Raw genomic sequence first — 25,913 nt, forward strand, 5'->3', positions numbered from 1 at the left:
TCTGCGGACCCAGAATTTTGATGTGGACGTTGGGCTGAAAACGCGTGTTACGCGTCGCCCTTGGTGAGCCGTCCTACTTTCAGGTCCAGCGGCTATCCGGAATGGTCAGACCGAGCGGCAGCGGCGGCAGGAATACTGCGGCGGCTGCGGCTCCCTGGCGAAACGGGAATCGCGGTTGTGCCGAAAGAGCGTGATGCTCAATTTCGATCTATTCAGTTATGAGCTCAGTATGTTCCTGCCTCAGTAGTTGTAAAAACTAACTGAAGTCGTCTTCGTCGTCGCGGAACGGACAGGTCGGCTCGTGAGTGAAGCCCAGCGCGCGCGCTCCAATGTCGTTCACTGCGATCACCTCCCGCGTCGGCGTACATGCGACGCAGTCGGGGAACTCCAAAAGCTCCTTCTCCGCGTTCTTCCGGCGGATCAGCGCTTCGGCCGCGCGCATCTCCCGCCTGATCCGTTCGATGGGGTTCTTCAATTCGGCGGCACGATCCCGTAACTCGCGGGCGATGAGGTTTTCTCTGTCCGCCTCCCTCTCGTGCGCGACGGCCTGTGCCCGCAACCTCCTTGCCTCCTCGCGCCAAGCAGCCGCTCTTTCTTCGTTCTCGTTCATGATGTATTCCTTCCGTTATGAATCGTCCGTGTGCGGTCCGTAGAGCGCTCGATCATCGTCCAAGGGATGACCGTACCGACTGACCGCTGTTCGCAATCGGACTCTAAAAGTGGATTTGGGCCATAACCAGCGGTAAACCACGTCACTCGTCCTCGGGCGGGAGTGCAGCAATCAGCGCGGCGACCAGACGCCGCGCGTTGGTGATGGTCAGCGAGGCGCGAGTCACGCCGTTGATCGTGACTGCGATTCCTGGTGCGTAGTTCAGGCCTGATGGCGACGTGATGTCGATCTTTTCCGCTCCGACGCGCGCTGTAATGATTTTCGAGAATTCGTGGGGCGCGGTAGCGAACTTCACTTCTGGCCCTTCCGTGCCTTCATCGCAGCAGCTTTCGCTTTGGTTATCGCTGCGCGCTGTGCGTTTGCAGTGGACAGCCTCTTACGCTGCACGCCTATGTCCTTCGACCATCTAGCCAATTTGGGTCCGTCCTTCCGATTTCGTTGATTTTGGGCAGGTGGCTCCGTGGTGTATGGCGACCCAGAAGCCGCCGTATGTGCCTCGACGGATTGACATGGACGGGACGCAGTCCGGGCACGGCGCGTCCAGTACGCGGTGCATGCGGTGGGCGAGCCGTGGCCCGTCGGGGAAGAAGTAGAGGTCGATGCCTAGGTAGGTCATTTTCCTGTTCCTTTCATGATGAAAAACTCCTAGATTGCGGGGGGCAAGCGGGTTCAAGCGGGTTCCCCGTTACTTGCCTAAAGCCAGTCCCCATGAGAACTAGCGGGAAACCCGCTTGAACCCGCTTGGAATTCATCGCAGACCGATCCCCAGATAGGCCCGGACGCTCGTGTCTGGACTCTTCGAGACACCTGGAATCTGCTGTAGTAGCAGCCCAAACCTCGTCTGGGTCACCTCTTTTGCCTGCGTCTCGCCGTTCTCGTAGGCCCATGCCTTGTACGCTTCCCACAGGTCCGCAGAGGTCGTTCGCTTCCCCGGTGACAAGTCACATTTCGCGTCCACGAATTCCTGTACCGGATTGTTTTCCTTCCGGTAGTCCGCGTTCGCACGGAGGACCGCTTTCGGCTCTGCGAGTCCGCCGAGAATCTGGTACGCGCGGAGTCCTTCGATCGCCCAGTCGAGCACCGCCTCCAGTTCGAGGGCAATCCTGTCGTCCAACGTTTCGTCCTCCTTGCCGAAGAAACTCACGTCGAACCGGACTACGCGGATACGTGCCCACGCTGCGTCGCTGGTGGCGTCGATCGTTGGAGGGAAGTTCGTCGTCAGGAAGAAGCTGTGACTAGGCTCGAACTCCACAAAATTCCGGGCCATGAATTTCGCTGTGATCGTGTCGCCGCCTGTAAGGGTTTTCATCAACGACTCGTTCATGCGAGCGCCGTTCTCCAACTCCGACATTTCGACCCATCGGGCACCTCGCAGAGCCATCATCGAGGCCAGATCACCGGCTGACTTCCTCTCACCCCATCGCGACGACACGAGCAGGTCGTTGTTCGCGGTAACCGCGTAATCGCCGAGCATCTTGCCCATCGCTCGGGTAAAGACACCCTTCCCAGCCCTCGTCGGGCCGACAGCCAGAACCATGACATGCCGCTCTACACGGCCAATCAAGGCCATGCCCGCGTAGCGCTGCAGGAACGCACGAACCTCCTTATCTGGGAGAGACGACTCCAAGAACTTCTGGAACTCCGATCCCTCGTAGGCTCCAGGGGTGTAAGAAGCTCCGGTACGCTTCGTGATCCTGTCTGCCGGATTGTGTGGCCTGATTTCCAGACTGTGGAGGTCTAGCGTGCCGCTCGGCGTATTCAGGAGCCACGCATCGGTGTCGACGCTCGCGGCGAAGAGATTCTTCGACGCTAAGGTAAGTACACCCGCGCTGCCCGCTGCGGTCATGCTGGCGTCCACGTCCCGCCGAAGCTGCTTGTCCCTCTGGGCCTCCACCCACGACAGTTGTCGAACTTGTTCCAGAAGGTGGTACGCATGCACTGACTCCGCATCGAAGGCCCAGCGCATCCCATCCCACCTGTGCCACCCAATACCGTTTACGAACAGCGCGTCCCTCTTCGCATACTGGGCAAACCGTGCAGCTATCCGCGCATGAGAGGTCTGGTTGCTGTCGTTCCACCCATCTGCCGGCACCGCGAAGTCCAGAGCAGCGGATGGCTCATCGCTGAACAGGTCGCTCATCTCAAGCCCCAGTGCCTTCACGATCTTCTCTGCGGTGCATTGCGCCGAGCCGAAGTCCTTGAAGAGCACCTTCCCGTCCTTGAACGTCACATGGCAAGACGGCGTCTTGTCCGGGTGACCGGGGCATTGCGCCATCAGTTCCGTGGCGCTTTTCTGCACGTAGGTGTATCCATGGGCCTCCAGCGCTAGAATCACGCGATCAAAGGGGTCCTTCGGCAGCAGGTCTTTCAGAGTGGCTACAGGGCCATCCACCGTGAAGTGATCGTAGGAGCCGTTCTGCGCGCTGGGTTTGTAAAAGAATCGTTCGGGCTGGGAGCACGTGTGATCGAACTGATCCCATCCGAGCTTCTTCATCACCGCGTAAGCCAGGGTCGTGTACTGCTCTGGAGTGCACGACTGGAAGAGTGGGATGATCAGCCGCCAGCGCGGGTTCTCAGGGGTGTGGCTGAAGGTGGTGTGGGCTACAGCATGGAACCCCAGCGCCTTGACCTCCTGCTCGAAGTCGCCGGAGGCGTAGGCGTAGTCGGCGTCCAAAGTGATCGCCCAACGGGACACCACCCCGTTTTTGTTGCGGTGAATAGCGCTGTGCGGTGCGATCTTACCGTTGTGGTCATCGATCGTCTCGACGAAGGTGCCGAGTACGTAGCCTCCTGCCTCTTTTCGCCCAGCCGGGGAATCGAGCCACTCACAGAACTCTTCCCACGTGATGGTGCTGCTGTTCCAGTCGTATCGCTTCCCATTTCCCGGAGCCGTGATGATGTCCAGTTCCGCAGTACCGAGCGCTAGGTCGTTGCCCGAGGTAACATTGGTTCCAGCGATTGGGTCACTGGAAACGTCCCTTCCGCCTCCTGTGTTGGCCCCGGTGGACCTCATCTCCTCGCCGGGGCCATCCCCTTGCCCCGTCACTTGGAATCACCGTCAGTCGGACGCAGGAGCGCGACAATCCCGTCGACAACCGATTGAGTCAGCAAGGGTCCCGTTGCGAGGGCCTCTTTGATCTGCGCCTTGTAGACGCGCTGTGTCTCGAGAAGCCGCCGTAGCTCCTCAATCTTCGCCGGATCACTCTTGCTATCAGCCCTTCCAGCGCGCGCAATCGTATTGCGATACGCGAGGACCTGCGGGTTGCGGGGAACTCCTCCACCACGAGCCATGACAAAACCGACCTTTCCGAAACAAGCCCCTTTCGGTTCTGTCGGTTTGTCGGTTTTTGGGGGAGGGCCTCGTTGTTGAGGACCTGAATGCGTTCAGCCTACTCCTCAGAAAGCGCTTGTAGTGGCCTAGAATCGAACTATCTACTCCCTAGGTACACAGTGCCTAAGATGGGGTCAAGGCGCTTAGGCTCGCTTCCACTCCAAACGGACCCGTGACTCGTCGAAAACGCGCGGTGCGCTTTTCCCTACGGGGTTTATATGGATCGTCATCAGCGCGGATATGACGGCTCGGCGCTTTTCTACGGTTGCCGCCACCCACCACTCCGGAATGGCTGTTGCCGGCACTCCGGCCAGGATGCCCGTACCTCGGGCGTGAGACATCTGTTCCTCGACGGCCTCCAGCCTGGACGTGACGCGCGTCGTTATTGTCGTCAGCTGACCCATCGTGATGTCACCGACGGCTGCGGCTTCGGCTGCTTCATCAAGTCGGGCGCGTAGCGTCAGCGCTTCCTGCTGAAGCTCCTGCATATCGTCCTGCGCGTTCGCTGACACACCCATCATCGCGAGAACATTGGGGTCCTGCAGACGCGTCACAACCACCGCCGAGATGAAGTCCTCCAACGCGAGCGCAGACTGGGAGGCGTGCCCACCACCCTTGTTGGGGCATTTGTAGTAGTGACGGTTTGGGCCTCCGCCCGGACGGCTTGAAGTCTGCATCGCTGCACCACACGCACCACAGAGGACGATCCCGGCGAGCATGTGCTTCACGCGTGAATCGTGCTGCGAGCGCCTCGATGGGTCCTTTACGATCCGCGCTGCCGTCCTGTGCTCGTCCTCAGTCACGATGGCGGGGAGCTTCGACTGGTAGGACTGCCCCTTGTGGACGGTGATACCTGCATAGGTAGGCCTCACGACCATGTTGCGTACAGCGGTAGAAGTCCACAGGCCACCTCGGCTCGTGGTGACGCCGCGCTCGTTGAGGTCACGTACGATCGACCCGATAGACGCCCCGTTGATTATTGCCCGGATGGCCTTCTTGACCTCTGCGGCCTGCTCCGGCTCCACGACGATGAAGTCGTTCTGGTCTCGGACGTAGCCGAACGGGATGGGTCCACCGCTGAACTTGCCGTTCTTGGCGAGTTCCAGCTTCTTGGACATGATGCGCTTGGGTTTGTGGGCGCTCTCGTATCGCGCCCACGCACCGAGCGTTCGGGCGACGGCCTGCCCCGAAGGTGTGGCCAGATCAAGCTCGCCCGCCTGCACCGTTTGCGTGGTGACGCCGTGCGCCTCGGAGGCGTCTATGTAGTCTTCGAGTTCACGCGGTGAACGGTGCAGCCTATCGGTGTGCCACGTGATGACACGGCCGATCTTTCCCGTCTTCATCTCGTTCAGCATGGCTAGGTACTGCGGGCGCGGCTTGCCGGAGTACGCGCTAAGGTCGTTGTCGACGTAGACCTGTGCCACCGGCCAGCCGCGCTCCCCGGCCAGCGCGCGGCAGTCTGCCTCCTGCCGCTGCACGCCTAGGCCCGCGCCCTCCCGGTCCTTGCTTATCCTTACGTAAATCACTGTTTTTCCCATGGACCAAGTTTACTCCCCACAGTAGGGTCTTGGCATTTAACGCGCTTGAGATGTTCCCGCCGGCCAGCAGCGGCAGGGTGCAGATCTTGGTCACGGCGTCCTGGGCAGAGTTCGCGTGGACGGTACACATGCCGGGAAGGCCCGAATTCAACGCAATGAGCATGTCCAGGCTTTCGGCTTCCCGGACTTCGCCGACCACCAGACGATCCGGCCGCATGCGAAGAGCCTCTTTGACGAGTCGGCGTAAGGGAATTTCGCCTTGACCCTCGAGGTTCGGCTGGCGGCACTGGAGGCCAACGACGTCACGCAGCGGGAAATGGAGTTCAAAGATCTCTTCGACGGTGATGACCCGCTCCCGGGAGCCGATGTTGGCCGCCAGGCAGTTGAGCATTGTGGTCTTTCCTGCCTGGGTGGCTCCTGAGACGAGAATGTTCAATCCGCTGGCCACCGCAGCTCCCAGGAATCTGGCTGAACCGGGCGTCAACGTCCCCAGCTCCACCAGATGCTCGAGCCGGGTCGCCTTGACCACGAATTTGCGGATATTCACGGCCCAATGGCGGCGGGTGACGTCGGGAATGACGACGTGGAGCCGAGAGCCATCGGGGAGGGCAGCGTCCACAAAGGGTGAGGAGAGGTCCAGCCTGCGCCCGGAACTCTTAAGCATCCGCTCAACGAGGTCGCGAACCTGCTGCTCGGTGAGGCTGATCGAGGTAAGTTCGGATTCGCCATTCCGGGCAACGTAAACCTCATTCGGCCCGTTGAGCCAGACTTCTTCGATGGTGGGGTCATCCAGGAGCGGCTGGAGCTGCCCGAAGCCAGCGACGGCGTCGAACACATACTTGCGCGCCGTGTCCACATGGCCCAACGGAGGCAAGGGGCCCAGAAGCGCCCGCTCGTCGTAGTCATTCACGGCGGCTTCGACGAGCCGGTGAACTTCGACTACCTGACTCAAAGGATCCAGTCCACGCCGACGAATCAGCTCCCGGACTTCGTCCTCGACGATGCGCAAAGCCTCCATGTTCCCCCCAATGCAGCATGCGCCCAGGCGCTGCGGAACCTTCAACAAGGTTAAGGCTAGGGGAGGTTGCAACACGAGACCAAGTCAAATCGACGTACCTGTGGATAATTGTCTTAAGCGCAAGTAACACCAGAAACACGTGAATCTCTGGCCACTCCAGACCCCAAATATCCGTGCAAAGAAGGATCTCATGCCGAAGACAACGCGTGGATACCCCGGCGGACGCTGGTTCAGCAGGCCTGGCTTGGTGGCCGGTGCCACGGTGCTGATGCTACTGCCCGGGATTGTCACGCATGCGCAAGCAAAAGAAGGTTCAACCGATCCCCTTCCCGGGACGTCGTCGGCATCAGACTCGCCCCCTCAGCCCACACCGGCTGCCCAGGCCATGGCCCGGTTGAAGGGTCACCGCCATTCCAAGGTATGCGGGGGCGCACCCCCAGGCTATGCGTCGTGCCATGCGGAAATCGACGATGAAGTCGAAGGTCCCTTGGCCGCCGGGCAGCTTCTCCCTGCCGGGTACGGGCCCGCGGACCTGCAATCCGCCTATAGGCTGCCCTCACTCACCGCCGGCATCGGCAGAACCGTAGCGGTGGTCGACCCTTACGATGCTCCGACTGTCGAGGCAGATTTGGCTGTCTACCGGACGAGGTACGGGCAGACGCCCTGTTCCTCGGCCTCAGGGTGCTTCCGAAAAGTGGACCAAGACGGCGGAAGTTCCCTGCCGCCCGCCAACGCGGCCTGGGCACAGGAAACGTCGCTCGATGTCCAAATGGTCTCGGCGGCCTGCCCCAACTGCAGCATCCTGCTCGTCGAGGCCAGGTCAAATTCCCTCACCGATCTGGGCAGCGCGGTCAATACCGCCGTCAATTTAGGTGCCAATGCTGTGTCGATGAGCTTCGGCGGCCCCGAGGTCGGCGGGATCACACGGTTCGACGGCGCTTACTTCAATCACCCAGGGATCCCTCTCGTGGCCAGCTCCGGCGACAACGGCTACACGAACGCCACCGCCCCGCCTACGGTGAACTATCCTGCGTCCTCCCCCAACGTCGTCGCGGTTGGGGGCACCTCCCTGACACTCGACACAAGCAAAGTCCGGGGCTGGACCGAACGTGCTTGGGGGGCCACCGGATCCGGCGCAGCGGGGCCGGGCAGCGGCTGCTCTGCCTACGAGCCCAAGCCCGCCTGGCAGCACGACACGGGCTGTCCCAACCGCGCGGTCGCCGACCTTGCCTCAGTTGCCGACCCGAGCACCGGCGTCGCCGTCTACGACAGCACGCCAAGCAACGGGATGAGCGGGTGGATGGTATTTGGCGGAACCAGCGCTGCCGCCCCCGTGATTGCGGCCACGTACGCACTCGCCGGCCCTACGCCTGCGGGAGTCTCTCCTGCTCAACTTGCCTACAGCTCTCCGTGGGCGCTGAATGACGTTGCCAACGGTGCGAACGGCACGTGCAGCCTTCCTTATCTGTGCGCCGCCGGCTACGGATACGACGGGCCAACCGGACTCGGCACAGCGCAGGCCCTGACAGCATTCACCCCTTCGAGCCCGCCTTCGTTCACCGACATCCCCGGCAGCTACCCCTTCTACGTAGAAGTGACGTGGATGGCTTACAACGGCATCACCACGGGCTATCCCGACGGTACGTTCCGCCCCGTCCAACCCGTCACACGCGAGGCAATGGCTGCTTTCCTCTATCGGCTCAAGGGAAGCCCCACCTACATTCCCCCGGTCATCTCTCCGTTCAGGGACGTTGGCCCCCTTTCACCGTTCTACAAAGAGATCACTTGGCTGGCCTCCACCGGCATCACCACCGGATACCCTGACGGCACCTACCGTCCCTCGGAACCTGTTAATCGCGACGCCATGGCTGCATTCCTCTACCGGCTTTCCGGGAAACCCGCATATACCCCGCCCGGCGCCTCACCGTTCACCGATCTCACGCCAACAAGCCCTTTCTACCTCGAAATCACCTGGCTGGCCTCCACCGGCATCACCACCGGATATCCCGACGGCACCTATCGGCCGCTGAACCCGGTCAACCGCGACGCCATGGCTGCGTTTATGTACCGCTACAACGCCAAAATCGGACGTTGAGGACTGTAGCCAGCTGCAGCTGAATGCGGCACCAAGGTTTGCGTAGCCGTTAGATAACTGTTCAACCACAAGTCACACCAGCAACACATAAAACTCTGGCCACTCCTGCCACCGAATGCTATGGTGTCCCGGTTAGGAGCTGGCCTTATGGTGCACTGCAGAGGCGTTTCGTTATTGGAGCTGCAGGCGAAGCTTTCACCATGTGCCCTCACAGAGCGGTACCTTGCCGGAATTGAAAATGAAACGAACCACCGCTGTAAAAGCATCCCGATTCCCTGTCGCGCGTGCTGGCGTCGCCCTGGGCATCGCGCTCGGCTTGACTCTCAACGTGGCCGGGGCCACCCCGTCGGAAAGTGCGATACCCGCGGCTTCAGCACAGGTGCAGGCTGCGAAAGCAGGAATACCTACGGGCACGAAACCGAGCCCAAATCCGACGGTTCCTGCCGGCTCCCCTGCTTCTCTACAGTCTGCACCAGCAACTGCGCTAGGTCCTTTGGCCGTTCCCGCCGCAGAGACCACGGCGCCGGTCACCACGCCCGCGCCGGTCCCGATGCCAGCGATGCCCGGCAGCGCTCCCATTGTCGGCGACGCGATGAAACGCGCCATGCTCCAGGCGATTCCCAGCGGCGGAGCCGAAATGGGCCAGCGGTCACCGCGAGTCCTGGCCAACAAAAACCTTCCGTTGAGCGCGGCTCCCACCGGATCGCGCTCAGTAGCAGGAACGCTCGCCATGGCACTTGACACCGGACATTGGTCACCTTCGATAGGCGTAGCCGGGCAGGATGTCAGTGCCTATCAAGGGAACGTCGACTGGGCGTCCCAGTGGAACCAAGGTTCACGTTTCGCCTACGTCAAGGCCTCGGAGGGCAACTACTACGTCAATGGGAACTTCTCCCAGCAATACGACGGTTCACGCAATGTCGGCATGATCCGTGGCGCGTATCACTTCGCAGTTCCGAACTGGACCTCGGGCGCCGACCAGGCCAGGTACTTCGTCGCAAACGGTGGAGCATGGAGCCCGGACGGCTACACACTCCCGCCGGTCCTGGACATCGAATACAACCCCTATGAGGGCCAAACAATCGGCGGCTTCTACTTCGGCGATGTTTGCTATGGCATGTCGGGTGCCCAGATGACCAGCTGGATAGCGGATTTCGGGAACACTGTACAAGCCCTGACCGGCCGCTACCCCGTTATTTACAGCACTACCGATTGGTGGGCTCGATGCACAGGAAACTCGGCTTCCTTCAGTGCATATCCGCTGTGGATTGCTTCCTACCCCTCTTCCCCAGGCAACTCGCCTGGTGTTTTGCCGGCCAGCTGGAACCAATTCAGCATGTGGCAATACAGCAGCACCGGCCCGTTCCAAGGGGATTCGAACGTGTGGAACGGCTCATACGCCTCGCTTGCGGTCTTTGCGGGCACGACGCCGCAGGGTTCATTTGACAGCCTCACGGCGGGGCGGACCGATACGGCGGCTTCGATAAGGGTCCGGGGCTGGGCTGCGGACACGGCACTTCCCCAAAACACGACGGAAGCACACGCATATGTCACGGCCCCGAATGGCTCCCAGCAGCTCTACAAAATCCCGGCGACAGGTTATCGACCGGATGTGAATCAAGCTCTGGGCCTTGGTGATAATCACGGCTTTGACCAACAAATTCCCGTTACCGTGTCCGGGAACTACCAAGTCTGCGTCTACGCCATCGGAAAGTTCACCAACGTTGGCCTGGGATGCAAGACGGTCTCCGTCGTAGGCGCGGAACCGCCAATCGGCAACCTTGATGATGCCTATGAAGTCCGTACGCCTGACAAGGTGAGCTTCAGGATTCGCGGCTGGGTAGTGGACATGAACAACACATCCTCGACGGCGGCCGCCCACGCCTATGTGACCGCACCTGACGGAACGACCACGGGTTACGTCGTGCCCGCCAACGCATCTCGACCTGACGTGAATCAGGTCTTGGGTATTGGAGGCAACCACGGCTTCCTGCAGGACATCAACATCACGAAAGCCGGCACCTACAGCATTTGCCTCTACGCGGTGGGCCAGTACCTGCACTCGGACATGGGGTGTAAGTCTTTCAGCATCGCTGCGGCAGCCCTGCCGGTCGGGTCCCTTGACTCCGTGGATCTTAAGACGACCAGCACCACGGCCTCGCTGAGCACGCGCGGCTGGGCACTGGATTACGGGGACACCACTAGGCAAATTGCGGTGCACATCTACGTTCAATCACCGGACGGAACCACCCAGCTCTACAAGATCACGGGTTCCCAACCGCGACCGGACGTCAACAAGGTTCTCCAGGTCCCCGGGGACCATGGCTACCAGACGGACATACCGCTTAGCGCACCGGGCACGTACAGGGTCTGTTCGTGGGCCATCGCCCTTAGCCCCGTTGCCCCAGGAAACGCCTTGCTCGGTTGCAAGTCCGTCACGGTCGGAGTCAGTGCCAAACCCGTCGGATTCCTGGACACGGTCAAGCTCTCGACAACTAACGGCGTCACCTCCCTGACCGCGTCCGGCTGGGCCATGGACCCGACCACCGGCGCATCAATTGAGGTGCACGTCTACGTGACACAGCCAGACACCGTGCAAAAGTATTTCCCGATCATCGCCAACCTGCCAAGGCCCGATGTGAACGCTGCAATGAAGACCACGGGAGACCATGGTTTCTCGCTGTCGACAAACATCCTCCAACGAGGCACCTACAGGGTGTGCGCGCATGGAATAGCTACATCTCCCTTCTCCTTGGGAAACACGCTCCTGGGTTGCACGAACATCACATTCTAGTGTGGCGGCGGCCTCGCCGCGGGGCCGCCACCAAGCTTCGACCGCGGATGCTGTCGGTGAGGCCGGCATACCCAAGGTAAGATTCTGTTCGGCCAATGGGCCGCGCCGATCGGCCAAGCGCAAATACCGACACGAACGGGGAACATCCGTGGCTTCGAAGCCCGCTTCTGCTCTGCTGCGCCGATTCGGAGGCTTTGCAACGTCGCTCTTGTTTTCAACTGCCGTAAATCTCCTCGCCATCCCTTTTGTGATATCGACTCTGGGTCCAGGGATATGGGGTGAACTGGCAGTGGCGCAAGCGACGGCGGCAATATTCGGCGTCGTCGTCGCTTTCGGTTGGGGCACCGTCGGGGCAGCCATGGTCGCCTCTACGTCTGCAGCACGGCGGCCCCAAATGTTCTTGAATTCGGTGGTCAGCCGGCTCTACCTGTTCCTCTTCTCAGCGCCAATGATGTTCTTCCTGCTCCTTCTGTTGACCCGGGTCGATCCCGTATCTGCCGCGGTTGCCTCGCTGGCCTATTTGATGCCTTTTCTCGGTGCCTCCTGGTACTTCATCGGCCAGGCCAAGCCGTGGTCCCTGCTGGTCTTCGATGTATTCCCCCAAGGACTAGGCGTCATCACCGGCGTGATACTGCTGCAATTCTTCCCTCAGGCCATCGTGTTTGCTGGCAGCCTGCTTGCGTTTAACGTCATCGCCGTCGCGGTCGGAGCCCTGGCGGCCATGAAGGGTAGACATGAAACACCGCTAACGGTGAACTTGGGCTTTGTTCCCGCCATGCAACGGCTTCGGAACCAAAAATTCGGCGTCATCGCTGCAGGTACCGGAACCATCAACAGCAATCTGCCGATGATCGCAGTCTCGCTCGTAGTCCCTGCCGCGGTCCCCCTCTACGCCCTCACGGACAAGCTGTTCAGGTTCGCTGTCGCCGGATTCGGGCCGGTGCTGCAAGTTGTTCAGGGCTGGATCCCAGAAGCCGGGCGATCGCGCAGCTTGGAACGCATACAACTGGTCGCCAAGTTCGTCCCTGCGGCCGGGGCCCTGGGGGGCGTGCTTCTGGCGGTCCTAATCCCCTGGGCAAGCCCGATCTTCTCCCGCGGCGAGATCACCGTCGGATACGCGTTGAGCGTTCCCTTCGGCCTGATCTTCGCGGCAGTGTTGGTGGCCCAAGTGGTTGGCCTGGCATGTCTTATACCGCTGGGTGAAGGTGCCATCCTGGCAAAGTCGACGGCGTTAGGCGCGATTCTAAACGTGCCGCTGATGTTCGCCATGGGGGCGCTGTACGGGGGCTCCGGCGTGGCGTGGGCCGTCGGAGTGTCTGAAGTTGTCGTGGCGGCCTATCAAGTGATGGCCGTAAGGCGACACTTCAGGGAGCAGGCGCTGAAGCCAGTGCCTGAGTCCGTTGAGGATCCAGGCACCGGTCCAACGGCTCTCTAGTCAGCGTCGGCGCGCTCCAAATCCGTTGACAAACAGCTCCGCCGGGGCACCCGCAACGAATTCCAAGACGCATGGCGCCGCGATGTCCCCCCTACGGAAGCCTGACCATAACACCCTCAGCGTCGGCCTCCACGCGTGGCCGCTGGAAAAGGCCGCAAGACCGGTCTCCAAGTCGCTGGAATTGATGGCAACCCGGGCCTTCAGGCAGTCCATCATGGTCCGCCGCCACCCAAAGCTCAGGTCGTTCGATGTGCGCAGCATCGCCAGCAGGCTCTTGCTGCCTTGGTATTTTTCCGACATCGACCCAAGGTGTCGCCATGATGACAGGATGCCTCGGTGGTCTTCCACCTCGCCAAGGACGTTGCCGCCATGTTGGACGTAGTCCTGCAGCACATCCTCTACCACCATGGCACCACCTGTGGCGGCGGCGCACACAGCCAACCAATGGTCGTGGACCTGTGTGATGGTTTCCAGCCGCGGGAAGGGAAGTGCCAGATCGACGAGTTCCCTACGGAACACGCAGAGGCTGCCGGTCACCTGGTTCTGGGCAACCAGCGCTCCAAAGGGAACGTTCTTCCGGGCTGTGGAATCAGCCACCACCTCATTCCCGGGATTTCGGACGACCCGGGCCTGCCCCGAGACCAGCGCTACATCATTTAGCTTTGGAATAAGCGTCTCGAGTTTAGAGGGGTACCAACGATCGTCCTGGTCCGCCAACGCCACCCATTGCGCTTCAGGGGGAACGGCTTGGACGACCCTCTCGAAGTTGCCGTAGAAACCGAGCCTTTCCGGGAATCCGAGAACCCGAAACCGGCTATCGTCGTTGAGCTCTGCCTTGACGAAATCGGCGATTTCCTGGTCGCCGCCATCGGCGGAGATCAAGCAGACAAAATCGGTGTGGCTTTGATCTTGGATGGAACGAAGCTGGATTCGGAAAAGATCCCAGTCAGGACGGTATGCGGCTAGTGCGACTACACCGAATGAGGAAGAGTCATAGACCATTTCAGTCAGTCGCTAGCCGATTACGTGGCTGGTCTCGAGGTAAGCGTCGAGAGCCTCCTTGGCGTTCCGCGGCTCGAATCCCGCCTCCCGGATCTTACTCAGGTCCAAGATGCTGTTGAGCGGGCGGGGGGCGGCGGCCTTGCCGCGGAAGTATTCCTCGGTGGTGACGCCCGTGACGGAGTCCCGTGCCGCACCGCTGAGCTCGTAGACATCTGCGGCGATGTCAGCCCACGACTGCGGCTCACCCGCGTTGCTGAGGTTGTACGTGCCGTAGCTGGCACAGGAGTCCAGCAAGTGTTTGATTCCCGCGGCTATATCCTCGGTGAAGGTCAAGCGGCCGATCTGGTCGTTGACCACGGATGGTTCAATCCCGCGTGCGGCGAGGGAGGCCATGGTGCGCACGAAATTGTTGCCCTCGCCAATCACCCAGCTGGTGCGCACGATGTAGTGCTTGGGAACGACGCTGACGACGGCGTCGCCGGCGGCCTTCGTCTGCCCGTACACGCCCAGCGGCGAGACAGGCTCGTCTTCACCATGTGTGTCGGCAGCACCGTCGAATACATAGTCCGAGGAGACATGCACCAGGGTCAGGTCGTGCTCAACGGCGGTCCGGGCGAGGCGAGCGACGGCGGTGACGTTGGACTCCCAGGCAGCCTGGCGGCCTTCCGGGGTTTCCGCTGCGTCGACGGCGGTGTAAGCGGCCGCATTGACGATGGCGGAGTAGTTATTCCAGTTCTTACGCGCAATCGCATCCGGTGAAGTGAGGTCAAATTCAGCGCGGCCGGCAAACTCGACCGAGGCATCGCCGTCGTACAGTTCACGAAGCGCTTTGCCGAGCTGGCCGTTGGCGCCCAGAACAAGCGTCTTCTTCGGGCCCATCGGCCGCACGTCGGCCAGGCGCGGATGTGCTTTGTCTTTGTCCGAGAGCTCGGCGCGCTCCAGCGGGATGGGCCAGTCGATGGCCGCTGTCTCGTCGGCCAGGTTCAGGAAGGTGTACTGGCCCTGCGCGTCGGCGCTCCAGTGGTCGTTGACCAAGTAGGTGTAGGCGGTGTTGTCTTCCAGGGTCTGGAAAGCGTTGCCCACGCCCCTGGGGATGAAAATTGCCTGGCTTGGATCCAACTCGGCGGTGAATACGGCACCGAAGGACGGCCCTTCGCGCAAGTCCACCCAAGCGCCGAAGATCTTGCCTGTGGCCACCGAGATGAATTTGTCCCAAGGTTCGGCGTGGATGCCGCGGGTGGTGCCGGCTTTTTCGTTGAAAGAGATGTTGTTCTGTACGGGCTTGAAGTCCGGAAGCCCCAGGGCCACCATCTTCTCGCGCTGCCAGTTCTCCTTGAACCAACCACGGTTGTCGCCGTGGACGGGAAGTTCGTAAAGTACGACGCCGGGAATCGGCGTTTCGCGGGCACTCAGCTGCTTGGAAAACTCAATCGACATGGTCTACTGGCCCTGTTCCTTGTACTTGGCTTCAGTCTCGGCCTTTTGGGGACGCCACCAGGCTTCGTTGTCGCGGTACCACTTGATGGTGTCTTCGATGCCGGCTTCGAAGTTCGAGAACTCGGGCTTCCAGTCCAGTTCGGTGCGCAGCTTCGTGGAATCGATTGCGTAACGGAGGTCATGGCCGGGCCGGTCCACCACGTGGTCGTATGCGTCGATTTCCTGGCCCATGTGCGTCAGGATCAGCTCCACGACATCCTTGTTGTTCTTCTCACCGTCAGCCCCGATGAGGTAAGTCTCGCCGATCCGGCCCTTCCCGATGATCGCCAGAACTGCGGAAGAATGATCGTTCGCATGGATCCAGTCGCGTACGTTCTCGCCCTTGCCATAGAGCTTCGGGCGGATCCCGTCGATCACATTCGTGATCTGGCGCGGGATGAACTTTTCCACGTGTTGATACGGGCCGTAGTTGTTCGAGCAGTTGCTGATGGTGGCCTGCAACCCGAAGGAGCGCACCCACGCCCGGACCAGCAGGTCTGAACCGGCCTTCGTCGAGGAGTAAGGGCTGGAGGGGTTGTAGGGCGTGTTCTCGGTGAACCGTTCCGGGTCATCGAGCTCGAGGTCGCCGTAGACCTCGTCGGTGGAGATGTGGTGGAAACGCTTGTCGTGCTTCCGCGCGGCCTCGATCAGCGTGTACGTGCCGATGATGTTGGTGTCCAGGAACGGACGCGGGTCATGCAGGGAATTGTCGTTGTGGGACTCTGCAGCGTAATGGACCACGACGTCGGCCGACGCCACAAGAGGCTCAACGACGGACGGGTCCGCAATGTCTCCTTGAACGAACGTGAGCCGCTCGCTCGGTAGGTGCTTGATCGACTCCAGGTTCCCGGCATAGGTGAGCTTGTCCAGCACCGTGACATGGTGGTCCGTGTTGGCAATGACGTAGTGGACAAAGTTTGAACCGATGAAGCCGGCGCCGCCGGTGACAAGGAGTTTCTGCATGGAACCAGCCTACCCAACCCGGAGATCGTGCCTAGAACCGCCCCCTTGTCCTTCGGAAAGCTTCAAGTATTAGCCTGGCCAGCATGAACCGCGACTTGACAATCTTTGACAATGATCGCCAGCCCGCAGGGGTCTGGTTTTCGCCGTGAAGCCGCCGGTAGACCGTGGAATCGTCCAGATGAGCTATGGAGCCTGCGACGTTGCCGCATATCGCCAGCCATAAGTCGTGAGACTCGCGGACGTAGCTGGGAATGGGCGTGAAGAGTCCGAGGGCATCCCGCCGGAATCCCATGGCGCAACCGTAATATGCGCGGTAGCCGATAAGTACCGCGAACAGGTTCGCCAGATGACGTCCGGAATCAGTGGAGCGCAGCCTCGGAATCCAGGGCCGCGGTCCCCCGCCAAGAACGTCGAAGTTACTGGCCACGACCTTGTGTGTATCAAGCGCCCGCAACATCTTGGCCAGACGCCCGGGAATCCAGATATCGTCCTGGTCCGAAAGGAAGACAAATTTTCCGGTACTCAGGCCCACGGCTTCTTCAAATGTTCGAACGTAGCCCTTGTTTGAGGACGCCCTCACCAGGCGGACACGCGGATCCTTGATGCTTTCGATAACGTCGGCAGTGTCATCGGGCGACGCGTCATCGACGACGACGACCTCGTCGTCGGGTCCGAGTTCGCTGAGAATAGAGGCGATCTGCTCACCAACAAAGCTTGTTCCCTTATACGTGGCCATGCAGATACTTGCACGGATTTCGCGCCCATCCGCCATCGTCGCATCGTTCATGCACAACACTCTATGGGACTCCCGCGTTCACAAGGATCCTGCTGCTCGTCATACCTCCTCTGACGGGGCTATCGGTCTCTCGTGATCGGCGAGGTAGGTCACGGCCACGGAAATGAAAGATAGGATCATCGACAAAGGCCACTGACGCGGACCGCCAGGATGCCGCGAAGCAACTCGCAGGCTGTTGATATGCAGGTCGTTGATATATTGGAGACCTATGGAAACTCATGACTCGACGCGGGTCCTCGTCATCATGCCCGCTTGGAACGAAGCCGAGTCCGTGGGCGACACCGTTCGGGAAGTCCTGGGAGTGGGACACCCATACGACGTCCTTGTTGTCAATGACGGCTCCACGGACGACACAGCGGAGCTCGCCGCAGCTGCAGGCGCCACAGTCCTCAACCTCCCCTTCAATCTCGGCGTCGGCGGGGCAATGCGGGCCGGTTTCAAGTACGCGCAACGCACCGGATATCGCCGGGTTATCCAAGTCGATGCGGACGGCCAGCACGATCCGGAGCACATCGAAGAAGTACTGGCTGGGCTAACCCATGCCGATATCTCAATCGGAGCACGGTTCGCTGACAAGGGGGCGTACAAAGTCAGTGGTCCGCGCAAATGGGCCATGCAGTTCCTTGCAAAAGTTATCTCGGGACTTGCCAAGACAAGACTGACCGATGTGACATCGGGTTTCCGTGCAGCGAATGAACGCGCCATCAGCCAATATCTTGACCACTATCCGGCCGAATACCTAGGCGACACCATTGACTCCCTCGTCGTCGCGATTCGCTCCGGGTGCAGCGTCACGCAGATCCCCGTGGCCATGCGTCCCCGCCAAGGCGGAACACCCAGCCACAATCCGCTCAAGGCCGCGATCTACCTGGGGCGCTCCGTGTTTGCCCTCTTGTTCGCATTGACCCGCAAAAGGTCACACATCACATCACGGCACATCGCCGTTGAGGGGACTTCGTAAGTGGGCAACCTAGCCGCATTCATTCTCTCCCTGGCCATTGTCGGCGTCGTCGTGGAGATGCTCCGGCGCAAGAAACTCCGGGAGAAGTACGCTGCGTTGTGGCTGGTCGTGGGCACAGGTACCCTCATACTGGCCGCTTTCCCGAACCTGCTGACAATTGTGACGCAGTTCGTCGGGGTGCAACTGCCCTCTAACCTCCTGTTCATCATCAGCATCTTGCTTCTATTGGGTGTCTGCCTGCACTTGTCGTGGGAAATATCAGTCGTCGAGGACGAGACGCGCACACTTGCCGAAGAAGTCGCAATACTGCGTGCCCTCGTCGAGCAGCAAGCCACCGACAACCCTGCGAATGGCGACACTTCAAGTAAATCCACCTCGAATTAAGGACGCGAACAGCTCCCCATGGCATTGGACATTTTCATCCCATACTGGGGCGACGCAGGTTACATGAAACAGGCTGTCGACAGCGTCCTGGCGCAAAACTCGGGCGACTGGTTCCTGACAGTTGTGGATGATGCGTACCCTGATGACGAGGTGAGACGTTACGTTGAAGGCCTCGAGGACGCGCGGATCAAGTACATCCGCAAAGAGGTCAATGAAGGCATCACCGAGAACTTCAGGAGTTGCGTCTCGCTCGCGACCCAGGACGTCGTAGTGGTCATGGGATGCGACGACGAACTTCTTCCGAACTTCGTAGATGTTGTCCTAAGAGCCCACGAGTCCTTTCCGGAAGCTTGGATCATCCAGCCCGGTGTAACCATCATCGATGAGAACGGGCACGCTGCCGAACCCCTCGTCGACGTTGTGAAGCAACGCCTTGTCAAACCAAGAGGCACAGGCCCGCGTCTTGTCCGCGGCGAACCTTTGGCGATCAGCCTCCTGCACGGCGACTGGCTCTATTGGCCTTCACTGGCCTTTCGCCGGGACAAGATCCAGGACTTCGACTTCCGGAACGGGTTGCCGGTCATTCAGGATCTGGCGCTCGTCATGGACATGGTGTTGGCCGGCGCCGAATTGCTCATCGAGCCGGAGGTCTGTTTCGCCTATCGTCGGCACATCCACAGCGCATCGTCGACCAAACTCGTGGACGGTACAAGATTTGACGGCGAGCGCACCTACTTCGGGCTCGCAGGTCGACTTTGCAGCGACATAGGCTGGCGTGCTGCTGCCCGCGCCGCGGCTTTCCGTTTGACATCACGCGCCCATGCTCTCCTGCTCTTGCCCCGCGCCGCTTCGCGAGGGGGCGCGGAGCCAGTCATATCCCTGCTTCGCCATGCATTTGGAAAGTGAGAATCGGACATGACTCCTGAACTAGACCTGTCCACGAGGCTGGCCAACGTCGCTGGAGTGGTCACGGCCTTCCATCCGACGCCGCACTTAGTGGAGAACGTGGCCTCACTTCTGAAGCAGTTATCCACGGTCGTTGTGGTTGACGACGCTAGCGGCGAAGGGTTTGACCATATTTTTGGCGCGGTTGCCGAAGCCGGGGCGGAGGTCCTCACGCTTGAGTCAAACTCTGGCATCGCCGCCGCGTTGAACGCCGGCATAGCCAGAGCACGGACAATCGCGGATGTCGAGCACATCCTCACGGTGGACCAGGATTCATTTCTTCCGGCCGGCTATGTCCAGAAGCTGCTCGGCGCATCTGAATCTGCCAGTTCTGCGGGTGTCCGACCCGGATTGATCTCGCCGGCACGGATCCACGGAAACCCTGTAAAACGAGCAGGAACACGGCATGGCGTGGTGTTGGGCAGGGAACCCATACAGTCCGGGCTGTTGATTCCAACCTCAACGCTGGACAGGATCGGTAATTTCTGGGACGGGCTGTTCATCGACCTGGTGGATACTGAATATTACTTCCGGGCACTAGACGCTGGCCTCCCGACCGTTCTGGCCGACACGGAATTCGATCACTCACTCGGAACTATGGTGGACGCCAGGCTGTTCGGTCGCGCAGTCCATGTGGGAGGCCGAAACCTCCAGGTCCGAATCGCGGCCACTTGGCGCTACTACTACATTTTCCGAAACAGGATCCTGGTGGGCGCGCGCTACGCACGTCGTCATCCGGCCTGGGTCGTCGGAGGCGTGCTGACGGACCTTCGGCATTTGGCATTTGTCACCGTTCTCGCACCCGGTCGAATCGCCCGGTTAGCGTCGGCCATCAGTGGTATTGCTGACGGCGTGCGGGGCGACAGCGGACGAAAACACCGGTAGGCCGGACCTGCCGGCGGGACGGCATCACATGGTCCCGTTTTGCTGACGACTGACGCGTAAGGAAAGATGTAAACCATGCGTGGAATCATTCTTGCCGGTGGTACCGGGTCTCGTCTGCACCCGATCACACACGGCATCAGCAAGCAGCTCGTACCGGTCTACGACAAGCCGATGATCTATTACCCCTTGTCGACGCTCATTCTGGCTGGGATCCGCGACATCCTCGTCATCACCACGCCCCACGACGCGGAACAGTTCCAGCGCCTCCTCGGCGACGGCTCGCAATTTGGCATCAACCTGAGCTATGTTCAGCAGCCCTCCCCCGATGGCCTGGCTCAGGCCTTCATACTTGGCGCGGACCACATTGGAAACGACACCGTCGCGTTGGTCTTGGGCGACAATATCTTCTACGGCCAAGGGATGGGGACACAGTTGCGTCGGCACGCCAACATCGACGGCGGCGCAGTCTTCGGTTACTGGGTCGGCGACCCCAAGGCTTACGGTGTGGTGGAATTCGATAAGACCGGGAAGGCAATATCCCTTGAGGAGAAGCCTGAAAAGCCGAAATCCCACTACGCCGTTCCAGGCCTGTACTTCTACGACAACGACGTCGTAGATATTGCCAAGAATCTGCAGCCGTCAGCACGAGGCGAGCTGGAAATAACGGACGTAAACCGCACGTACCTCGAGCGAGAGAAACTTCGCGTCGAAATTCTCCCCCGCGGAACGGCCTGGCTTGACACCGGGACGTTCAACGACCTCAATGACGCCTCCAACTTCATCCGTACGGTAGAGAACCGTCAGGGCCTCAAGATCGGCGCGCCGGAGGAAATCGCCTGGCGCCAAGGCTTCCTGACTGACGACGAACTTCGCCAGCGGGCCGAACCTCTGGTCAAGAGCGGGTACGGCCAGTACCTGCTCGGACTCCTCGACGGCTAGGACCTCACACTTTGTCGGTCGTCGAACATCCTTAAGCTACAGGTGGAGTCCAATTGAGTTGGTATTCAACGCTTCCAATTTTTCTTGCCAGTTTGGCAGTGCTCTTTATACCCGGGAGCTTGATCGCAGCGTCGTTGGGCCTACGAGGCTTGACTTTCCTTGCAGTGGCACCTGTGCTCAGCGTTTTCGTTGTCGCCGGCACCGCTATCGTCCTCCCCTATTTGGGGATCTCCTGGTCGCTGATGCCCGTCCTAATCGCGGCTGTCGCGTTCGCCGCGGTCTTGTTTGCGGCGAGCTATCTCACCCCAGACAAGCTCTCCTTAAGATTTCGACTGAATTTCAGGCGGCCCACAGCCACTGCATACGCCGCGATAATCGGTTTCTTGGTCGGCAGTATCTCCATAGCGTTCCAACTTCGTCAGGCCTTCGATCGTCCGGACAACATTTCCCAGACGTTTGACAACGTTTTCCACCTCAATGCAGTTCGCTACATCCTGGATACCGCCAATGGCTCGTCCCTTACGCTCACGAGCATGACCAATGGTGACAACCCGCCATACTTCTACCCAGCGGCCTGGCATGACCTCGCGTCCCTCGTGGTGCAGATCACCGGCGCGCCGATCAGCGTCACCGCGAACGTCCTGAACATTTGCATTGCGGCCGCAGTCTGGCCGCTCGGTTGCATGTTCCTGACAAAGGTGGTCACCAAGGGAAATGGCTACGCCGTAGGTGCCGCGGGCCTCCTCGCGGCCGGGTTCAGCGCGTTCCCCCTATTGTTGTTGGATTTCGGCGTTCTGTACCCGAACTTCCTCGCACTTAGTATGCTTCCGGCGGCATTGGCTGGGGTCGCCGTATTTTTTAACGCCGGCAATGTCACGGGGATACCGTGCCTCGCTCGTTTTGTGCTCGCGCCGAGCCTTGCAGCAGGACTCGCGATTGCGCATCCGAATGGCCTGATGTCCCTCGTGGCTCTGTCTGCGCCCATCCTCCTCTTCAGCTACGTTCGGTACTGTGTACGTAAACATAAGCAAGGTGGGGGCTACAAAGGCGTCGCCCTTATTGGAATTGCGTTGCTGCTCGCCTTCGCCATCATGGCCGTCATGTGGAAGCTGATCAGGCCGCCAGTGGAAGCGTCAGGCTGGCCGACCGTACAGACTGTGGGCCAAGCGGTTGGGGAGGTCGTTACGAACTCTCCAATGCATCACAGTCCAGCTTGGGCGGTGAGTGCTTTGATGCTTTCAGGAATCGCGGTCGTGGCACGGAGACGGCATAACTTGTGGTTTCTAGGGTCATTTCTCGTCACGGCGGTACTGTTTGTCGTCGTGTCGGCGGGACCAAACCAGTGGTTCCGGAATGAATTGACCGGTGTCTGGTACAACGACAGCTACCGGCTTGCTGCCTTGCTGCCAATCGTTGCCGTGCCCCTCGCGGCGGTCGGATTGGCTTGGCTCATCGGGCAGAGTCGACTTTGGTGGATCTCAGGACGAAGGACTGGACGCAGGTGGTTCGTCACGCAGAACCGCGCTCGGGCGACCGGGGTCGTTGTGTTACCCCTGGTTCTGTTTGGGGCCGCACTCGCGCTTCAAATGCCTCCGCTCGGCGGCGAAATAGCTTCCGCCCACAAGATCTACGCAACGACACCAGACGCTCCACTTGTGAGCAAAGACGAAATGGCTCTTATCGAAGAGCTCGACAACTACGTTCCCCAGAATGCAACAATCGCAGCCAACCCTTGGACGGGATCAGCGATGGCGTTCGCCCTCGCCGACCGAAACACAACTTCCAAGCACACGCTCACTACCTACACTCCCGCTGTCCTCGAGTTGAACGACAAACTCAAGGACGCTGCCAGCGACCCTGAGGTATGCAAAGCAGTCCATGAGACCGGCGTTGGGTACGCTTTGAATTTTGGGACCAGAGAAGTCCATGGTGGCAACAACGGCTTTAAAGGACTGCTGATCGAAAAGACGACTCCGGGCTTCCAGCTTCTAGCGCAGGTCGGCGAGGCGAAGCTGTTCAAGGTGACCGCCTGTGGGTAGTTCGATCCAACCTCTCAAAATTGGTGATTCGTGGCGTTGCCATAAAGCGATTGGTCAAGGTTAGATGCGGCTGATCCAAGACACATCTCTACCGCCCTGCCGAGCGTCCTCAACGCCACATCCATTGCGCAGACAAAATCGGCTGCCAAATATTAGAGCCAGAAGCCGGTCACCCGTGTGAGGCCGGCGACCTGGACCGGGATGCTGCTGTCGCTGATAGTGCCGTTTCCGAGTTGTCCATCAAAATTGTCGCCCCAGGCGCGGACCGTCCCGTCCTTCAGGATCGCGTAGGCCCTGACGTCATTGGCCACGATCGAGGCGACGCCGGTGAGGCCAGGGACCGGAACGGGGATGCTGCTACTGTTGGTCGTGCCGTTACCGAGTGTGCCCGAGAGGTAGCCGCCCCAGGCGCGGACGGTGCCGTCCTTAAGGATCGCGTACGCGGTGCTGTCGCTGGCTGTGATCGAGGCGACTCCGGTGAGGCCGGAAACCGGGACGGGGGTGCTGCTGTTAGATGTGGTGCCGTTGCCAAAATGGCCCGAGTTGTTCCCCCAGGCACGGACGGTGCCGTCCTTAAGGATCGCGTATGCGGTGTTCTCGCTGGTTGTGATCGAGGCGACTCCGGTGAGGCCGGAAACCTGAACGGGGGTGCTGCTGTTCGCGGTGCTGCCATTACCGAGTTGGCCAAAGCTGTTGATGCCCCAGGCGCGCACAGTACCATCTGTCAAGAGCGCGTATGCGTTGTGGCCAGTGACCGTTATCGAGGCGACGCCGGAAAGGCCTGGGATCTGAATTGGGGTACTCGAGTCGGTTGTCGTGCCGTTGCCGAGCTCGCCATACGCGTTACCGCCCCAAGCGCGGACGGTCCCATCCTCCAGTACGGCGTACGAGGCGTAGAAGGTTGTTGCGATGGAGCTCGCCCCCACGAGGTTCGTGACCTGGACCGGGAGGCTGCTTCCCGTTTTGGTGCCGTTGCCAAATTGCCCGAAGTCGTTGCTACCCCAGGCGCGGACGGTTCCGTCGCTGAGGAGCGCGTATGCGGTGCTTCCGCTGACCGTGATGTGGGTGGCCCCCGTGAGACCGCTGACCTGCACCGGGACGCTGCTGCTGCCAGTGACGGTTCCATTACCCAGCTGGCCAGCGCCATTGCCGCCCCAGGCCCATACGGTTCCATCGCTCAGTAGCGCATACTTGGTGTACCAACCTTGAGCGGCCATCACTACCCCTGTCAACCCGGAAATGCCGACCGGTACACTGCTAAATGACGCTGTTCCGCCCGCACCAAGGCAGTAGAGGTAGTCGTCGCCCCAGGCGCGAACCGTCCCGTCGACCAATACAGCAAAGGCTCTGCCGTTGCTCATGGCGATTGAGGCGGCGGCGGTCAGCGGTGTGACCTGGCGTGGAGTGTTGTTGTTGGCGGTTGTGCCGTTGCCTAATTGGCCGGTCCCGTTATTGCCCCAGGCCCGAACTGTGCCATCTATCAACACGGCGTAGGTGGTACTTCCGTTCGTCGTGATAGAGGCGACGCTGATTAGGCCTTGCACCTCGACCGGAGTGCTGCTGTTGGTGATGGTGGCATTACCAAGCTGCCCGGTTTCGTTCCTGCCCCAGGCCCGAACCGTGCCATCCACCAGGAGCGCGTACGCGGTGCTGTCGTTGCTCGCGATGGAGGCAGCGTTGGTTAGGCCCTTTACCTGGACCGGGGCGCTGCTGTTGGTGGTCGTGCCGTCGCCGAGCTGGCCAGAGTAGTTGAGGCCCCAAGCACGGGCGGTCCCATCAGTCAGGAGCGCATAAACACTCCAACCGGTGGTTGTAACTGACTTCGCGCCAGCGATGCCTTGTACATGAACCGGGGTACTGCTGTTGGAAGTGGTGCCGTTGCCGAGCTGGCCAACATCGTTCTCACCCCAGGCACGGACGGTCCCATCAGCCAGCAACGCGTAGGCGGCATACCCGTTGGCAGTGCCAGCGGTAACACTGTCGAGCGCGGGTACTTTGGTTGCGGTGCTGCTGCTGTCGGCAAGAGTCCCGGTACCTAGCCTGCCCTGGTAGTTGCTGCCCCAGACACGGACGGTCTGATCAGCCAACAGAGCGTAAGCCGTTCCATAGCTTGCCGTGATCGATGTGACCCCGGTGAGGCCAGTGACCTGTACCGGGGTTCTGCTATCGATGGTGGTGCCGTTGCCTAGCTGCCCCGCCCGATTCGTCCCCCAGGCCCGGACCGTTCCGTCCTTCAGCAGAGCGTAGGAGGTGGTTCCGTCGCTCGTAACTGACTTGACACCGTTGAGGCCTTGGATTGGGACCGGGGTTGCACTGTTACTAGTGGTGCCGTTGCCCAGCTGGCCGACATTGTTATCTCCCCAGGCCCGGACCGTCCCATCAGTTAGCACTGCGTAGCTTGTGTATCCGGCCGTTGTGACGGACTTAACACCGGCGAGTCCGGCGACAGCGGTCGGGGAAACCAAGTTAGAAGCAGAACCGTTTCCGAGCTGACTGAAGCGGTTGTCACCCCACGTGGCGGCCGTGCTCGTAGCTACTCCGGGAAGGTAGTAGCCGGAGACATCCGCGATCATCTGGATGGACCCTGCGGATCCATTGAACAAAATGACCTTACCGTCAACGCCCACCCGGGACGTCACCAG

19 protein-coding genes and 1 pseudogene are annotated in these 25,913 nt (G+C 60.5%); 9 read left to right on the plus strand and 11 right to left on the minus strand.

Going from position 1 to position 25,913, the window contains the following annotated elements; all coding sequences use genetic code 11:
- Window positions 1–256: 256 nt before the first annotated feature.
- The 6 genes from AB0323_RS06670 to AB0323_RS06695 all read right to left on the minus strand — a co-directional run bounded on the left by AB0323_RS06670 (window position 257) and on the right by AB0323_RS06695 (window position 6,557).
- Window positions 257–610, minus strand: a complete 354-nt coding sequence (locus AB0323_RS06670) for a hypothetical protein (protein ID WP_366176618.1) — start codon at window positions 608–610, stop codon at window positions 257–259.
- A 142-nt stretch (window positions 611–752) separates the two neighbouring features.
- On the minus strand, window positions 753–965 hold the full coding sequence (locus AB0323_RS06675) for a hypothetical protein (RefSeq protein ID WP_366176619.1): 213 nt from the start codon (window positions 963–965) through the stop codon (window positions 753–755).
- Window positions 966–1,418: 453 nt separating this feature from the next.
- Window positions 1,419–3,716: a phage/plasmid primase, P4 family gene (locus tag AB0323_RS06680; RefSeq protein ID WP_366176620.1), complete on the minus strand. Its 2,298-nt coding sequence runs from the start codon at window positions 3,714–3,716 to the stop codon at window positions 1,419–1,421.
- Window positions 3,713–3,961 carry a hypothetical protein gene (locus tag AB0323_RS06685; protein ID WP_366176621.1) on the minus strand — a complete coding sequence of 83 codons (249 nt, stop codon included), beginning with the start codon at window positions 3,959–3,961 and terminating at the stop codon, window positions 3,713–3,715. The genes AB0323_RS06680 and AB0323_RS06685 overlap by 4 nt, the downstream gene beginning before the upstream one ends.
- Window positions 3,962–4,144: 183 nt before the next feature.
- Window positions 4,145–5,479 carry a recombinase family protein gene (locus AB0323_RS06690; protein ID WP_366176730.1) on the minus strand — a complete coding sequence of 445 codons (1,335 nt, stop codon included), beginning with the start codon at window positions 5,477–5,479 and terminating at the stop codon, window positions 4,145–4,147.
- Complete coding sequence (locus AB0323_RS06695; RefSeq protein WP_366176623.1) at window positions 5,394–6,557, minus strand: ATPase, T2SS/T4P/T4SS family; 1,164 nt, start codon at window positions 6,555–6,557, stop codon at window positions 5,394–5,396. The genes AB0323_RS06690 and AB0323_RS06695 overlap by 86 nt, the downstream gene beginning before the upstream one ends.
- 190 nt (window positions 6,558–6,747) lie before the next feature.
- On the opposite strand from AB0323_RS06695, the gene AB0323_RS06700 reads away from it, so the two are divergent.
- The 3 genes from AB0323_RS06700 (at window position 6,748) to AB0323_RS06710 (ending at window position 12,881) form a co-directional block, all read left to right on the plus strand.
- Window positions 6,748–8,652: an S-layer homology domain-containing protein gene (locus AB0323_RS06700; RefSeq protein ID WP_366176624.1), complete on the plus strand. Its 1,905-nt coding sequence runs from the start codon at window positions 6,748–6,750 to the stop codon at window positions 8,650–8,652.
- 493 nt (window positions 8,653–9,145) lie between these two features.
- A complete protein-coding gene (locus tag AB0323_RS06705) occupies window positions 9,146–11,446 on the plus strand; it encodes a lysozyme (RefSeq protein ID WP_366176625.1) in 2,301 nt (766 codons plus the stop codon).
- Between the two features lie 289 nt (window positions 11,447–11,735).
- A complete protein-coding gene (locus AB0323_RS06710) occupies window positions 11,736–12,881 on the plus strand; it encodes a polysaccharide biosynthesis C-terminal domain-containing protein (protein ID WP_366176626.1) in 1,146 nt (381 codons plus the stop codon).
- On the opposite strand, the gene AB0323_RS06715 is transcribed toward AB0323_RS06710, so the two are convergent.
- The 4 genes from AB0323_RS06715 to AB0323_RS06730 are packed head-to-tail and all read right to left on the minus strand — an operon-like array spanning window position 12,882 to window position 17,109.
- On the minus strand, window positions 12,882–13,883 hold the full coding sequence (locus AB0323_RS06715; RefSeq protein WP_366176627.1) for a glycosyltransferase: 1,002 nt from the start codon (window positions 13,881–13,883) through the stop codon (window positions 12,882–12,884).
- A 12-nt stretch (window positions 13,884–13,895) separates the two neighbouring features.
- Window positions 13,896–15,320: a bifunctional dTDP-4-dehydrorhamnose 3,5-epimerase family protein/NAD(P)-dependent oxidoreductase gene (locus tag AB0323_RS06720; protein ID WP_366176628.1), complete on the minus strand. Its 1,425-nt coding sequence runs from the start codon at window positions 15,318–15,320 to the stop codon at window positions 13,896–13,898.
- A 3-nt stretch (window positions 15,321–15,323) separates the two neighbouring features.
- Window positions 15,324–16,322: a dTDP-glucose 4,6-dehydratase gene (rfbB, locus tag AB0323_RS06725; protein ID WP_366176629.1), complete on the minus strand. Its 999-nt coding sequence runs from the start codon at window positions 16,320–16,322 to the stop codon at window positions 15,324–15,326.
- A gap of 31 nt (window positions 16,323–16,353) precedes the next feature.
- Window positions 16,354–17,109, minus strand: coding sequence for a glycosyltransferase (locus tag AB0323_RS06730; RefSeq protein ID WP_366176630.1), 756 nt, complete (start codon window positions 17,107–17,109; stop codon window positions 16,354–16,356).
- Between the two features lie 217 nt (window positions 17,110–17,326).
- Here AB0323_RS06730 and AB0323_RS06735 point away from each other — a divergent pair, with 217 nt between their 5' ends.
- The 6 genes from AB0323_RS06735 (at window position 17,327) to AB0323_RS06760 (ending at window position 23,271) form a co-directional block, all read left to right on the plus strand.
- Window positions 17,327–18,079, plus strand: a complete 753-nt coding sequence (locus AB0323_RS06735) for a glycosyltransferase family 2 protein (protein WP_366176631.1) — start codon at window positions 17,327–17,329, stop codon at window positions 18,077–18,079.
- Window positions 18,080–18,463, plus strand: a complete 384-nt coding sequence (locus tag AB0323_RS06740; RefSeq protein WP_366176632.1) for a DUF2304 domain-containing protein — start codon at window positions 18,080–18,082, stop codon at window positions 18,461–18,463.
- Window positions 18,464–18,481: 18 nt separating this feature from the next.
- Entirely contained in the window at window positions 18,482–19,369 is an 888-nt protein-coding gene (locus AB0323_RS06745) for a glycosyltransferase (protein ID WP_366176633.1), read from the plus strand.
- A gap of 9 nt (window positions 19,370–19,378) precedes the next feature.
- On the plus strand, window positions 19,379–20,293 hold the full coding sequence (locus AB0323_RS06750; protein ID WP_366176634.1) for a glycosyltransferase: 915 nt from the start codon (window positions 19,379–19,381) through the stop codon (window positions 20,291–20,293).
- Between the two features lie 75 nt (window positions 20,294–20,368).
- Window positions 20,369–21,232 (plus strand): glucose-1-phosphate thymidylyltransferase RfbA, encoded by an 864-nt coding sequence (rfbA, locus tag AB0323_RS06755; protein ID WP_366176635.1) that lies wholly within the window; start codon window positions 20,369–20,371, stop codon window positions 21,230–21,232.
- A gap of 98 nt (window positions 21,233–21,330) precedes the next feature.
- Window positions 21,331–23,271, plus strand: a complete 1,941-nt coding sequence (locus AB0323_RS06760; protein ID WP_366176731.1) for a DUF6541 family protein — start codon at window positions 21,331–21,333, stop codon at window positions 23,269–23,271.
- A gap of 152 nt (window positions 23,272–23,423) precedes the next feature.
- On the opposite strand, the pseudogene AB0323_RS06765 reads toward AB0323_RS06760, so the two are convergent.
- A pseudogene (locus tag AB0323_RS06765) lies at window positions 23,424–25,913 on the minus strand (hypothetical protein); the annotation flags it as partial.

The sequence above is a fragment of the Arthrobacter sp. NPDC080031 genome (genome assembly GCF_040702485.1).
In the GTDB taxonomy this organism is placed as follows: Bacteria; Actinomycetota; Actinomycetes; order Actinomycetales; family Micrococcaceae; genus Arthrobacter.